This window comes from Kitasatospora sp. NPDC048715, assembly GCF_043198905.1.
In the GTDB taxonomy this organism is placed as follows: domain Bacteria; phylum Actinomycetota; class Actinomycetes; order Streptomycetales; family Streptomycetaceae; genus Kitasatospora; species Kitasatospora lactacystinica.
The window spans coordinates 80,088-93,097 of record NZ_JBICVH010000021.1; the positions used below are offsets into that span (position 1 = coordinate 80,088).

Annotated in this window: 11 protein-coding genes; 9 read left to right on the forward strand and 2 right to left on the reverse strand. The window is 73.0% G+C overall.

Features of this window, described 5'->3' with window-relative positions:
- Positions 1-28 precede the first annotated feature (28 nt).
- The 8 genes from ACGFSC_RS33975 to ACGFSC_RS34010 all read left to right on the forward strand — a co-directional run bounded on the left by ACGFSC_RS33975 (position 29) and on the right by ACGFSC_RS34010 (position 10,954).
- Positions 29-1,072: a substrate-binding domain-containing protein gene (locus ACGFSC_RS33975; protein ID WP_359914324.1), complete on the forward strand. Its 1,044-nt coding sequence runs from the start codon at positions 29-31 to the stop codon at positions 1,070-1,072.
- 240 nt (positions 1,073-1,312) lie between these two features.
- Positions 1,313-1,906: a hypothetical protein gene (locus ACGFSC_RS33980; protein ID WP_359898086.1), complete on the forward strand. Its 594-nt coding sequence runs from the start codon at positions 1,313-1,315 to the stop codon at positions 1,904-1,906.
- Positions 1,907-2,291: 385 nt separating this feature from the next.
- Positions 2,292-4,772, forward strand: coding sequence for a hypothetical protein (locus ACGFSC_RS33985; protein ID WP_359898084.1), 2,481 nt, complete (start codon positions 2,292-2,294; stop codon positions 4,770-4,772).
- Positions 4,773-4,884: 112 nt separating this feature from the next.
- A complete protein-coding gene (pstC, locus tag ACGFSC_RS33990) occupies positions 4,885-5,916 on the forward strand; it encodes a phosphate ABC transporter permease subunit PstC (protein WP_359898082.1) in 1,032 nt (343 codons plus the stop codon).
- A gap of 109 nt (positions 5,917-6,025) precedes the next feature.
- Positions 6,026-7,264: a phosphate ABC transporter permease PstA gene (gene pstA / locus ACGFSC_RS33995; RefSeq protein ID WP_359898080.1), complete on the forward strand. Its 1,239-nt coding sequence runs from the start codon at positions 6,026-6,028 to the stop codon at positions 7,262-7,264.
- Positions 7,265-7,302: 38 nt separating this feature from the next.
- Positions 7,303-9,120 carry a phosphate ABC transporter substrate-binding protein PstS gene (locus tag ACGFSC_RS34000; protein ID WP_359898078.1) on the forward strand — a complete coding sequence of 606 codons (1,818 nt, stop codon included), beginning with the start codon at positions 7,303-7,305 and terminating at the stop codon, positions 9,118-9,120.
- Positions 9,117-10,028: a class E sortase gene (locus tag ACGFSC_RS34005; RefSeq protein WP_359898076.1), complete on the forward strand. Its 912-nt coding sequence runs from the start codon at positions 9,117-9,119 to the stop codon at positions 10,026-10,028. The genes ACGFSC_RS34000 and ACGFSC_RS34005 overlap by 4 nt, the downstream gene beginning before the upstream one ends.
- A gap of 23 nt (positions 10,029-10,051) precedes the next feature.
- Positions 10,052-10,954 carry a phosphate ABC transporter ATP-binding protein gene (locus ACGFSC_RS34010; RefSeq protein WP_359898075.1) on the forward strand — a complete coding sequence of 301 codons (903 nt, stop codon included), beginning with the start codon at positions 10,052-10,054 and terminating at the stop codon, positions 10,952-10,954.
- A 67-nt stretch (positions 10,955-11,021) separates the two neighbouring features.
- On the opposite strand, the gene ACGFSC_RS34015 is transcribed toward ACGFSC_RS34010, so the two are convergent.
- On the reverse strand, positions 11,022-11,864 hold the full coding sequence (locus ACGFSC_RS34015) for an HAD family hydrolase (protein WP_380359105.1): 843 nt from the start codon (positions 11,862-11,864) through the stop codon (positions 11,022-11,024).
- A gap of 161 nt (positions 11,865-12,025) precedes the next feature.
- On the opposite strand from ACGFSC_RS34015, the gene ACGFSC_RS34020 reads away from it, so the two are divergent.
- Positions 12,026-12,214 carry a hypothetical protein gene (locus ACGFSC_RS34020; RefSeq protein ID WP_359898072.1) on the forward strand — a complete coding sequence of 63 codons (189 nt, stop codon included), beginning with the start codon at positions 12,026-12,028 and terminating at the stop codon, positions 12,212-12,214.
- A gap of 41 nt (positions 12,215-12,255) precedes the next feature.
- On the opposite strand, the gene ACGFSC_RS34025 is transcribed toward ACGFSC_RS34020, so the two are convergent.
- Positions 12,256-12,933 (reverse strand): hypothetical protein, encoded by a 678-nt coding sequence (locus tag ACGFSC_RS34025; protein WP_359898070.1) that lies wholly within the window; start codon positions 12,931-12,933, stop codon positions 12,256-12,258.
- Between the last annotated feature and the right edge of the window lie 77 nt (positions 12,934-13,010).

Sequence of the window (13,010 nt, forward strand, 5' to 3'; positions counted from 1 at the left end):
TACGTCTCTCCCCCGGAGGAAGAGGAACATGCGTAAGACCGCTGCCAAGCTGCTCACCGTCGCCGCCCTGGCGACCTCCCTCGCCACCGTCGTCGGCGGCACCGCCGTCGCCGACCCGGCCACCGGTGTCACCCCGCGCGCCATCGACATCGTGGGTGTCGGCTCCGACACGACCCAGTCGGTGCTGAACCAGCTCGCCGCCGACTACAACGCGTCGCTCACCAGCTCCACCTCCCCGCGCCTCTACAGCTGGGACGCGATCCCGGCCGGCACCATCACCACCAAGACCGGTGCCACCGCGATCACCCGCCCGAACGGCTCCGGCGCCGGCATCACCGCGCTGAACGCCAACACCAGCGCCACCGTGGACTTCGCCCGTTCCTCGCGCGGCCCGGTGGCCACCGACCCGACCACCGACGACTTCGTCGCGCTGGCGCAGGACGCGGTCTCCTGGGCCGCCAAGAGCGGTGGCAACGCCCCGGCGAACCTGACCACGGCGAACCTGAAGGGCATCTACTCCTGCACGATCACCAAGTGGAACCAGATCAACGCGTCGCTCCCGAACGCCACGATCAAGCCCTTCCTGCCGCAGACCGGTTCGGGCACCCGTTCCTTCTTCCTGACCGCCATCAACGGTGGCGTCACCCCGCTCACCCCGGGCGCCTGCGTCAACAGCAGCGTCCAGGAGAACCAGGGCAGCGACACCCAGCTGAACGACATCAACGCGCTGGTCCCCTACTCCGTCGCCCACTACATCGGCCAGGTGTACTTCGGCAAGGGCACCGGCGCCGACGTCCAGGGCCCGCTGACCATCCGCAACATCGACGGCAACGCGCCGGTCGACACCGTGAACAAGGTCATCAGCGACACCTTCGTGGCCACCCAGTACGGCCGCGTGGTCTACAACGTCTTCCGTGACGCCGAGTGGAACGCCACGGACGCCCACGGCACCGCCCTGCGCGCCATCTTCGGCGCCGGTGGCTGGATCTGCACCAACGGTGCCACGGACATCCAGAGCTACGGCTTCCTGCCGCTCTCGCCCTTCGCCTGCGGCAGCGTCACCCACTCCTGATCGAACCAGCACCGCACCGGCGGCCGCAGGGGCCTCGCCCCTGCGGCCGCCGGCCCGGCTGAACCCTCGGACCGGGGAGCAGGGCGCACCACGGCCGTACAGCCGGGACCGTCCCCCCGGCACCCTCACCGGGGCCGTGCCGCCGGCCGCGTTCCGCCCCGCGGCGGCGCCACCCCCGCGCGAGCTTCCTCGAACCGCACCACCGATCACCTCTCCTCTCCCTCTCCCAAGGAGTTCGGCATGTCCCGCATCAGTGCCCGCCTGGCCGCGACCGGTGCCACCGTCGTCCTCGCCCTGACCGGTGTGAGCGGTGCGGCCGTCGCCGACACCGCCGCCACCCCGGCCTCCGGCCAGGCCGTGATCACCACCGACGTGAGCTTCCTGGCGGACGCCGCGCTCAACGGCATCCTGGTCATCCCGCTGCAGCCGGCCGACCCGAAGCTCGACGCCGACACCGGCCTCACCGTGACGCTCCCGGTGACCGACGGCGCCGCGAACATCCCCGGCTTCTACGGGCACGTGCAGTTCGGCGGCGGTCTGCTCTTCATCAACCTCTCGACCGGCAAGAGCGTGACCTTCAAGCAGCTCGACTTCTCGGTGGCCAAGGGCTACTTCACCGCCGTGCCGAACGGTTCGACCACCCCGGTGCCGCTGCTGGACCCGCGCGGCAACAACGTGATCGGCCGCACCGGCACCACCCAGACCCTGAACTCCTCCAGCTTCCAGGTGGACGCGGCCGGCGCGAACTACCTGGACACCAACCTCGGCACCACGTACTTCAAGGGCGGCCAGCAGATCGGCTCGCTCGCGCTGTCCTTCACCCCGGCGAGCTGATCCCAGCTCCACCCGGCCGCAGATCGGAGGGCCCGTGCCTCGGCGCGGGCCCGCCGCATGCGGATCTTCCAACTCCGGTACGGAGTCGCCGCGTTGTGGTCTCGTACACCTGGCCGACCGGATCCCGCCATGTCCGGCTGGCCGAATGGTACGCACGGAATCGTCCGTCCCCAGCGCGATCCGACGCCCTCGCGCCGCTCCCTCGGCGGCCCGCATCTCCCGGAGGCCTCGCATGAGAACCCGCGTACCCGACCGAAGAGGTCGGGGAAGGTGGCGCCGTCGACTACCGGCCCTGGCCCTCGCCAAGGCGGTGGTGGCGGCGCTCGCTGTCATTCCGATCGGGTTGGGCGCGGCGCCGCAGGCTCACGCCGACTCCTCGACGACCGTGACCGGTCCGAAGGTGTGGATCCCGGCCGCCGGAACGTACGGCGACGAGGGCAGTGTGACGGTCTCCCAGACGGCCAACCTGACCAACCAGGTGCTCCAGGTCTCCTGGAGCGGCTTCACGCCGACCGTCACCCAGAGCGGCGGCCCGGTGACGACCACGCCCGTGGAGTCGACCCTCAACCTGTACGCGGTCCGGGTCTACCAGTGTCGCGGCACCGACCCCGCCGTGACGGACTGCTACGGCAGCACCCTCTACGGCGGCGACCGCGAGGCGGGCTTCGAGCAGCCGGCCCGCCCGGTGCACACGGAGACGCCGGACTGGCCCACGAACATGGTGCTGGCCCCGACCGGCCCGGACGGCTCGGGCACCGCCTCCATCGAGGTGTGGAGCGCCAAGGAGAGCACCACGCTCGGCTGCGACGCCACCCACCCCTGCTCGATCGTGGTCGAGCCGAACTACGGCGGCGACCCGACGGACCTGTACAACATCCGCGGCGGCAAGGCCGACTGCAACGACCACCGGATGGACAAGGACAGGTTCTACAACGCCGCTTCGGACGGCGTCATGAAGCCCGGCCGGATCAACTCGAAGACCAAGAACCGCACCAGTGAGCAGTGCGCCTGGCTCAACCGGACCGTGGTCCCGCTCTCCTTCGCGCCCACCCCGGACTCCTGCGTCGCGAGCGCCCAGGACTTCGGCACCGCCGGTCTGGAGATGGCCAACCGGGCGATGCAGCAGTGGCGTTCGGGCCTGTGCCTGGGCGAGTCCCCGATGACCGTGGGCTACATCCCGGCCGGTGGCGAGCCGCAGGCCCGGTCGGCCTTCCTGGGCGGCAGCAGCAGCATCGACCTCGCGCTGACGGCCCGGCCGGACACGTCACCGCCCCCGCGGCCGTACGTCTACGCCCCGCTGGCGACGACCGGCATCTCCGTGACCTTCGTGGTCGACGACCCGAACACCGGTCGGCAGATCAAGGACATGAAGCTGAACGCGCGGCTGCTGGCCAAACTGCTGACCCAGTCCTACGCGTCGCCCGGTGCCGACATCCCGTCCGTGGCCGGCAACCCGATCTGCCTCTTCACCGACCCCGAGTTCAGGCAGCTGAACCCGGAGACCCCGGAGAACGGGATCAGCTGGCCGACCAGCTGCGGCGGAGCCCTGACGATCTTCCCCGGTGTCCCCGGCGGCACGACGGACTTCACCTACCTGCTGACCTCGTGGATCGCGGCCGACCCGGACGCCGCCCGCTTCCTCGACGGCGAGCCGGACCCGTGGGGCATGCACGTCGACAGCTTCTACCTGAAGCCCCGGTTCACCGGCTACCCGGCCGAGGCCTTCCAGCCCCAGGACATGTCCGGGACGAGCACGCCGCAGGACGGCGCCGACACGGCGCACTGGAAGCAGTTCGAGTGGGTGCCCTCCACCGAGGGCCTCTCCCGGGTCGCCCGCAACCAGGTCCAGAACCGCCCGAACTGCCAGCAGCCGACCTACAACGCCAACGGCGGGCACGACGCCTGCGCCGCGCAGCCGGCCGGCCAGCGCATGATGCTCGCCATCATGGACACCGCCCAGGCCAAGGCGTTCTCGCTGCCCGAGGCCACGCTGCTCAACCCGGCCGGCGCCTACGTGTCGCCGTCCACGGCCGGCTTCCAGGCCGCCGTCGCCGACATGCCGACCGACCCCGCCACCGGGGTCCAGCAGCTGCCCTACGGCACGCCCGACACCGCGTTCTCCCGTGACCAGCGGGCGTACCCGCTGAGCTACGTCCAGTACGCGATGGTCCCGACCGGCGGGGTGCCCGCCGCGAAGGCGGCGGTGATCTCCCGCTTCCTCAAGACGGTGACCACCACCGGGCAGACCTACGGCATCGCGCCCGGCCAGCTGGCCCAGGGCTTCCTCGCCCTGAACAACGCCCAGCGCCAGCAGGCCCAGCAGGCCGTCCAGCACGTCGAGGCCCAGGACGGCAAGCTGCCCGGGAACCAGACCGCCCCGGCGGCCGAGAAGCCCGAACCGGGCACCCCGGAGAACGGCAACGGCGGCTCGGGCTCCGGCGGCACCGTCGACGGAACCAGCCCGGTGAGCACCTCCGGCACCGGCACCACCGGCGCGGACGGCAACTCCGGCGGCACCGGCTTCGGGTCCTCCGACGGCCTGTCCGGCGGCGGGCTCTCCGGCACCGGCTCCACCGGCTCCACCGGGACCGGCACGGCCGGCGGCGCCGCGGCCCCCGGCACGGCCGCCGGCGGCAAGCCCGGCGCGAGCGCCGCGCCCTCCGGCGGACCGCTCGCCGCGGCCCCGGTCGGCACCCCGGTGCCCGACCGGCCCGGCACCGCCCGGCTGCTGCTGCCCGTCGCGCTGATCGCCGGCCTGGTGCTGCTGGTCGGCGGACCGGCCGCGCTGTTCCTCGGCGGCACCCCGGCCGGGGCGAAGGTGCTGACCGGCGCCCGCACCCAGTGGTCGCGGCTGCGCCGCAAGTAGGAACCCGCGCTCGGCGGGGCCGCCGTTCCGGCCCCGCCGAGCGCTTCCTCCCGCCGAGGCAGCGCCCCGGACCCTCACCGAGCACGCCCGTTCCCGAGCACGGAGAGCACACATGACATCCGCCGCTGAGCCCGCGGCACCGTACGCCGGGGCGCCACGCCAACCCGACCACGGGCCCGATCAGGACGTCCCGCGCACCATCACCGCCCCCGCGACCCCGGGTGACCGGGTGTTCCGCGGCGTGCTGCGGCTGGCCGGCCTCTCGGTCTTCGCGATCATGGGACTGATCGCCTTCTTCCTGGTCCTGCGCGGCACCGACGCGCTGCGCGCGGTCGGCTGGTCCTTCCTGACCGAGCAGAAGTGGCAGACCGCCGCCCACAACTTCGGCATCGCCGCCGTCCTGCCCAACGGTCTGCTGATCGCGGTGATCGCGCTGGTCATCGCCGTCCCGGTGGCACTCGGCACCGCGATCTTCATCTCCGAGTACGCCCCGGTGCGCCTGCGCGCCGCGCTGATCTCGCTCGTCGACCTGATGGCGGCGATCCCCAGCATCGTCTACGGCCTGTGGGGCCTGTTCTTCCTCCAGCCGCGGATCATCGGCTTCGTCCGCTGGATGGCCAACCACCTGGGCGACGCCATTCCCTTCCTCAAGGTGCGCATCGGCGACATCGGCACCTCGTACACCTCCTCGACCTTCATCGCCGGCGTGGTGGTCTCCCTGATGATCATCCCGATCGTCACCTCGCTCAGCCGGGAGGTCTTCTCCCAGGCCCCGCAGGGCGAGCGGGAGGGCGCGTACGCGCTGGGCTCCACCCGCTGGGGGATGGTCCGCGCCGTGGTCCTGCCGTTCGGCAAGGGCGGCGTCATCGGCGCGGTGATGCTGGGCTTCGGCCGCGCGATGGGCGAGACCATCGCCGTCGCGCTGATCATCTCGCCGAACTTCAAGGCCATCACCCACATCCTGGAGAACGGCGCCAACTCGATCTCCGCGCTGATCGCGCTGCGCTTCGGCGAGTCGGACTCGCTGTCGCTCTCCGCGCTGATGGCCGCCGGTCTGGTGCTGTTCGCGCTCACCCTGCTGGTCAACGTGCTGGCCGGGGTCGTCATCAACCGCTCGCGCTCCGGCGCCGCGACGGCGGACTGAGCATGACGAACCCCCGAACCGCCCGCGGGGACAGGGCCTGTCCACGGACGCCCGCCCGCGGGGCGACGACCGGCCCACGCAGCCACCCGAACCGTGAAGGGACCATCCGATGACCACGCTCGACCTGCCGCCGGTCGCGGTGTCCGGGCCCGCCGGTGAGCCCGCGCCCCCGGGGCCCGCCGCGGCCGGGGCCCCGGGCCCCGAGAAGAAGCTCCGGATCGGCGGCGTCACCCGCGACGACGTCCTCACCGTGGCGGGCGCGACGGCCGGCTCGCTCGCACTGGACTGGGTGCTGTACGAGCGGGTGCTGCCGTTCAGCGGCGCCTTCGGCTTCCTGCTCTGCTGGTACCTGCTCTTCCTGGCCGGCTACTACCTGCTCGGCCGGCTCCAGTGGAACCCGATGATGGTGCGGGACCGGCTGGTCGCCGTGGTCGCCTGGAGCTCCGGGCTGCTGGTGGTCGCGCTGATCGCCGACCAGATCGGCTACGTCGCCAGCCGCGGCTGGGAGGCCGCCCAGCACCTCAACTTCTTCACCGAGTCGATGGAGCACACCGGCCCGCTCGACCAGCTCACCTCCGGCGGCGCGCTCAACGCGATCGTCGGTTCGCTCGAACAGCTCGGCCTGGCAACCCTGTTCGCCGTTCCGCTGGGCATCGCGGCGGCCGTCTTCATGTCCGAGGTCGGTGGCCGGATGGCCCGCCCGGTGCGGACCCTGGTCGAGGCGATGACGGCGCTGCCGTCCATCGTGGCGGGCCTGTTCATCCTCGGCGTCGTGATCATCACCTTCGGTTTCGAGAAGAGCGGCTTCGCGGCCTCGCTCGCGCTCACCGTGATGATGATGCCGATCGTCACCCGGGCCGCCGAGGTGGTCATCCGGCTGGTGCCCGGCACCCTGCGCGAGGCCTCGTACGCGCTCGGCGGCAGCCAGTGGCGCACGGTGTGGAACGTGGTGCTGCCGACCGCCCGGCCCGGCCTGGTGACCGCGGTGGTGCTCGGCATGGCGCGCGGCGTCGGCGAGACCTCGCCGGTGCTGCTCACCTCCGGCTTCACCTCGCAGTTCAACGGCAACCCCTTCGAGGGGCACCAGGTGTCGCTGCCGCTCTACATCTGGAACTACGTCAAGCAGCCGTACGACGGCATGATCGCGCGCGGCTTCGCGGCCGGGCTGACGCTGATGGGCGTCGTGCTGGTCCTGTTCGTCACCGCGCGCGTGCTCGGCGGCCGCCGGCCCGGGCAGCTGACCCGGGCCCAGAAGCGCCGGATCGACCGGGACGCCCGCCGCCAGGAGGCGGCCGCGCTCGGCGCCATCGCCCGTCCGTACGCCCTCCACTCGCAGGCGAAGCACTGATGTCCGGACCAACCACCCTCCGTCCCCGAGGAGTTCACATGTTCCGGGAGGCCGCAAGGCGCTCCACGGCCCGGCTGCTGGCAGGGGCCATGTCCCTGTCGCTCGCCACGGCCTCCCTGCTGATCGGGCAGACCCCGGCCCACGCCGCCTCGATCTCGCTGAGCGCGGACGGCTCCAGCTGGGCCGGCCCCGCCATCGACCAGTGGCGCCAGGACGTGTCCCCGCAGGGCATCCAGATCAACTTCAACCCGGTCGGCTCGGCGGCCGGCCGTACCCAGTGGTCGATCGGGCAGGACGACTTCACCGCCTCCGACGTGCCGTTCCGCTCCTCGCCGGACACCGGCCTCGGGCAGAACGGCCACGCGAACGGCGGCGGCGAGCGGGAGAACCCGGTCTACGGCTACTCCTACGTGCCGATCACCGCGGGTGGCACCACCTTCATGTACAACCTGGTGGTCGGCGGCAAGCAGGTCCGCGACCTGCGGCTCTCCCCGCAGACCATCGTGGACATCTTCACCGGCAAGATCACCAACTGGAACGACCCGAAGGTCACCAGCGACTACGGCAAGGCACTGCCCAACCTGCAGATCACCCCGGTGATCCGCTCCGACGGCTCCGGCGCCACCGCGCAGTTCACCCGCTGGATGGAGCACACCCACAAGGACCAGTGGGAGTCCTACTGCAAGGCCGTCAACGGGGTGAGCTGCGGCGACTACACCGAGTTCTTCCCGCCGTCCGGCCGGATGGTCGCGCAGAACGGCTCCGACGTGGTGGCCGGCTACATCAAGTCCCCGGGCAACGTCGGCACCATCGGCTACGACGAGTACGCGTTCGCCAAGCGCAGCAACTGGCCGGTCGTGAAGGTGCTCAACCAGGCCGGCTACTACGCGCTGCCGACCGCCTCCAACGTCGCCGTCGCGCTCACCGCCGCCAAGATCCGCGGCGTGGACGACGGCACCCCGGCGGACGACCCGAACTACCTGCAGCAGAACCTCGACGGCGTCTACACCATGGACGACCCGCGCGCCTACCCGATCTCCAGCTACAGCTACCTGATCGTGCCGCGGGCCGGGGCGGCCAACCCGCCGCCGCCGCGCTTCAACAACGACAAGGGCTCCGCCCTCAGCCGCTTCCTCTCGTACGTGCTGTGCGAGGGCCAGGGCAAGGCGGACGACCTCGGCTACTCGCCGATCCCGCGCGGCCTGGTCAAGGGCGGGCTGCTGCAGACCAGGAACATCCCCGGCAACACCAGCCCGGTCGACCCGAACACCCTCTCCAACTGCGCCAACCCGACCTTCAACTCGGCCGGGGAGCTGACCGTCCTCAAGAACGCCCCGATGCCGAGCCCCTGCGACAAGGCCGGCAGCCCGCTGGACTGCACGGTGCAGAACGGCCAGCCGGTCAAGACCGGTTCGGGCGCGGGCGGTTCCGGCGGCGCGGCCGGCGGCTCCGGCGGTGCGGCGGGCGGTTCCGGCGGCACCGGCGGGTCCGGTGGCTCCGGAGGCGGAACCGGCGGCGGCGCGGGTGGCGCCGGTACCGGTGGGGGCGCGGGAACGGCCGGCGGTGCCGGCGACCCGAACGCGGCCGGCGGCGCGGCCGGCGGTGACCCGAACGCGCCCGGTGCCGGCGACGCCACCGAGGACGTGGTCGACCCGCAGACCGGCCAGGTGGTCGCCCGCGGCCGCGGCGGCGCCGCCACCGAGGTGGCGGCCAACGTGGTCGAGGTCAGCGGCAAGCCCGAGGACTGGATGCTGTCCTCCCTCACCGCGCTGGAACTGCTCGCCGTGGTGCTCGTCCCGCCGCTGCTCGGCCGCCGGCTGCTGCGCCGCCGCAACGGCTCGGGCGGTACCTCGTGACGGCCCCGGTGCTGGAGAAGCCGGTCGCGGTGAGCGCGCCGGAGCAGCCGGCCGCCCCCGTCGGGCCCGCCGCCCCGGCCCGGCCCGCCGTCTCCCCCGGGCGGCGGCGGTTCCTCCAGGGCGCCTGGGCGGTCAGCCTGGCCGCGGCGCTGGTGCTCGGCTTCGTCGGGTACCTGTTCACGCTCTCGCACGTCCAGCAGAAGCACTACCAGTCCACCGCGTACAAGACCTTCCGCGACCAGCTGGCCCGGGCGGTCGCCCCGACCGGCGCGGCCGCCGACGGCGACCCGGTGGCACTGCTGGACATCCCGGCGATCGGCCTGCACCGGGCCGTGGTGGTCGAGGGCACCACCGGCCGGGACCTGATGCGCGGCCCCGGCCACCGCCGGGACACCGCGCTGCCCGGCCAGCGCGGGGTCGCCGTGGTCTTCGGCCGCGGCGCCACCTTCGGCGCGCCGTTCGCCGAACTGTCCAGGCTGCGGGTCGGCGACAAGATCGAAGCCACCACCGGCCAGGGCACGTTCACCTACACCGTCAACGTGTACGGCGACGGCGACCACCCGATCGTCGACCAGGCCCGCAACCGGATGGTCCTGGTCACCGGCGACTCCGACTGGATCCCCGGCTCCACCGTGCTGATCGGCGCCCGGCTGGACGGCGACCCGCAGCAGAACCCCGGCGGCCGGCCCGCGACCGTCCCGTACGACAAGGCACTGGCCGCGGACAAGGGCGCGCTGGCCACGCTCCAGCTGTGGTCGCTCGGCCTGCTCGGCGCGGTGGCCGGCGCCCTGCTGCTGGCCCGGTACTGGCGGCGCTCGGCCGCGTACCTGAGCCTCGCGCCGGTGGTCGGCGCGCTGCTCTGGGCGGTCTACGAGAACGCCGCCGCCCTGCTGCCCAACCTCTACTGACGCGCGCCCGGAGGACCGTTCCGATGACCGACGCACCACTGACCGAAACCCCGCCGGCCGACCCGGTCGCCGACACCATCACCCTCCCCCCGGTCGCCCCCGCCCCGTACGCCGACCGGCGGTACGCGGACGGCCACCCCGACGACGAGCCGCTCGCCGGACTGGAGACCCGCGACGTCTCCGCCTGGTTCGGCAGCCGCAAGGTCCTGGAGCGGGTCTCGCTGGCGATGCCGGCCGGCGAGGTCACCGCGCTGATCGGCCCGTCCGGCTGCGGCAAGTCCACCTACCTGCGGATCCTCAACCGGATGCACGAGATGGTGCGCGGCGCCGCCCTCTCCGGCGAGGTGCTGCTGGAGGGGGACGACGTCTACCGGCCCGGCCGCCGGCCCGCCGAGGTGCGGCGCCGGATCGGCATGGTGTTCCAGCGGCCCAACCCGTTCCCGGCGATGTCCATCCAGGACAACGTCTCCAGCGGGCTCAAGCTGGCCGGGATCAAGGTGTCCAAGGACGAGCGCCAGCACCTGGTCGAGACCAGCCTGCGCCGGGCCGGGCTCTGGGACGAGGTGTCCACCCGGCTGCACACCCCGGGCGGGGCGCTCTCCGGCGGCCAGCAGCAACGCCTGTGCATCGCGCGGTCGTTGGCCGTCTCGCCGGACATCCTGCTGATGGACGAGCCGTGCTCCGCGCTCGACCCGACCTCCACCCGGCGGGTCGAGGAGACGATCGCCGAACTGCGCGGGCGGCTCACCATCGTGATCGTCACCCACAACATGCAGCAGGCCCAGCGCGTCTCGCAGACCTGCGCGTTCTTCCTGGCCACCCACGACACCCCGGGGCGGATCGTCGAGGCCGGGCCGACCGAGCAGATCTTCGGCAGCCCGCGCGACCAGCGGACCTCGGACTACGTCAACGGCCGCTTCGGCTAGGCCGCTCCGACCGCTCCGACCGCTCCGGCCGCTCCGGCCGTTCCCGGCCGGAGCGGTTCCCGTTGTCCTACCGGCCGAGGAGCCGCTCCAGCACCGCCGCGACGCCGTCCTGCTCGTTGCTCACGGTGTGCAGCGGCACCGCCGCCAGCACCTGCGGGTGCGCGTTGGCGACGGCGTACGCGGTGCCGGCCCAGGCCAGCATCTCCAGGTCGTTCGGCATGTCGCCGAAGGCCACCACCTCGCTCCGGTCGATCCCGCGCCCGGCGCACCAGCGGGCCAGCGTGCTGGCCTTGGTGACGCCGGGCGCGCTGATCTCCAGCAGTGGGATCGCCGCCGAGCGGGTGATCTCGGCCAGGTGCCCGGCCGCCTCCCTGGCCTCGGCGAGGAACTTGTCCGGATCGAGGTCCGGGTGCTTGGCCAGCAGCTTGAACAGGCCCCGCACCGACCCGCCGGCCCCCAGCAGCTCCTCCGCCGTGCCGACCTCGTGCTCCAGCTCGTCGCCCCACATCGGCACCGCGTACCCGGGCTCGCGGGCCCAGCCGCCCGGGTGCTCGAAGGCGAACGCGGTGCCCGGCAGCTTGGCCCGCAGCGCCTCGACCACCGCCAGGGTGGTCTCCACCGGCAGCGGGAAGGTCTCCAGCAGCTCGCCGCGCCGCACGTCCACCACCGCGCCGCCGTTCGAGCAGATCGCCACCCCGTGGCCGCCGATGTGCGGGCTCACCTGCTGCATCCAGCGCGGCGGCCGCCCGGTCACGAACACCACCTGCACCCCGGCCGCCTCGGCCGCCGCCAGCGCCGCGGCGGTGCGGTCGGTGACGGTGCCACCGGAGCAGAGCAGGGTGCCGTCCAGGTCGGTGGCGATGAGGCGGGGCGCGGTACGGGGTTCGGTCACCGGTCCATCTTCGCCCATCGGCGCGGCAGGGTCACCGGCCCGGCCCCGCGCCCACCGGCCGTCCGCGCCGTGATCAAGCCCTTCATACTCCGTTTCCGGCCGATCCCCAGGCCCCCGGGGTGCCCGGCCGGCCGCGCCGGGAATGACTGCCCACGGCCACCCCGTCGGCAGGAAGAGCCATGCCCACACGCCAGCTCCGCGACCAGCCGCCCCCGACCGCCCGCCCCGACACCCGCGACCCGCGGGCGTCCGACGCCTCGCGCGACCCGGTCCTGCTCGGCGACGTCCTCTTCCACACCCTCGCCGAACTCGCCCGCCGCACCTGCGCCCCGTCCCTGCCCGCCCAGCGCACCCGCCCGCACCCCTAGGCCCTCGCTGGCACCGTGCCGGGCGGGGGCGGGGCCGCCGTTCAGGAGGAAAGGCGGTTCAGTGCCGCGGTGGTGATGCCTTCGACGGCGGCCGGGGTGGAGCCGGGCTGGCCGGTGAGCTCGACGATGGCGACCCTGGTGCCGCTGCGCAGGACCGCGACCCCGCCGGCGGCGGTGCCGTCGCCGTTGTAGGCCGGGTACCAGCGGGCGGTGCCGCCGGTGACGGCCAGGCTGTGGGCCGCGCCGTAGTACCAGTGGCCGGCGGGCTCGTCCTGGCAGCCCTCGACGAGCGCGACGAGCTGCTGCTCCCAGGTGGCGGCCGCGGTCCCGGTGGGGGCGTTCGCGGCCGACTCGATCAGCATGCCCTTGGTGTCCAGGGTCCAGTGCACGGACGCGTACGCGGTGGCCTTGTCCTTGGTCAGGTCGTGCATCGTCTCCTCGCCGGAGCACGCGGACAGCCCCTGGCGTCCGGTCAGCTCGATGGTCGCGCCGACCGGGTTCATGCCCTTCTGGAAGTCCTCGCTCTGGACAAGGTGGGCGGAGCCGAGTCCGGGCGCGGCGACCGCGGTGCGGTGCGGTGCGCTGTGCGCGGCCCCGTCGGCGGTGGCCGCCTGGGTGCCGACGACGCTGGCCGTGATCAGCGCGGCGGCGAAGCAGGCCGCGGCGGCGACCCGGTTGCGGCGAACGGACTTCTGCTGGACGGCCTGGTTCTCGGTCATCTGGTCCCCCTGCTGGTCGGGACGCCTGCTGCGCCCTCGTACAACCGGGGAGATGCCGCCGGGGGAGGGAAAGCCGG

Excerpts from the sequence above, each read along its gene's own strand:
- ACGFSC_RS34025 (WP_359898070.1), bottom strand. The coding sequence starts at position 12,933 with ATGACCGAGAACCAGGCCGTCCAGCAGAAGTCCGTTCGCCGCAACCGG.
- pstC (WP_359898082.1), top strand. The coding sequence starts at position 4,885 with ATGACATCCGCCGCTGAGCCCGCGGCACCGTACGCCGGGGCGCCACGC.
- ACGFSC_RS34015 (WP_380359105.1), bottom strand. The coding sequence starts at position 11,864 with ATGGGCGAAGATGGACCGGTGACCGAACCCCGTACCGCGCCCCGCCTC.
- ACGFSC_RS34010 (WP_359898075.1), top strand. The coding sequence starts at position 10,052 with ATGACCGACGCACCACTGACCGAAACCCCGCCGGCCGACCCGGTCGCC.
- pstA (WP_359898080.1), top strand. The coding sequence starts at position 6,026 with ATGACCACGCTCGACCTGCCGCCGGTCGCGGTGTCCGGGCCCGCCGGT.
- ACGFSC_RS34020 (WP_359898072.1), top strand. The coding sequence starts at position 12,026 with ATGCCCACACGCCAGCTCCGCGACCAGCCGCCCCCGACCGCCCGCCCC.
- ACGFSC_RS33980 (WP_359898086.1), top strand. The coding sequence starts at position 1,313 with ATGTCCCGCATCAGTGCCCGCCTGGCCGCGACCGGTGCCACCGTCGTC.
- ACGFSC_RS33975 (WP_359914324.1), top strand. The coding sequence starts at position 29 with ATGCGTAAGACCGCTGCCAAGCTGCTCACCGTCGCCGCCCTGGCGACC.
- ACGFSC_RS34000 (WP_359898078.1), top strand. The coding sequence starts at position 7,303 with ATGTTCCGGGAGGCCGCAAGGCGCTCCACGGCCCGGCTGCTGGCAGGG.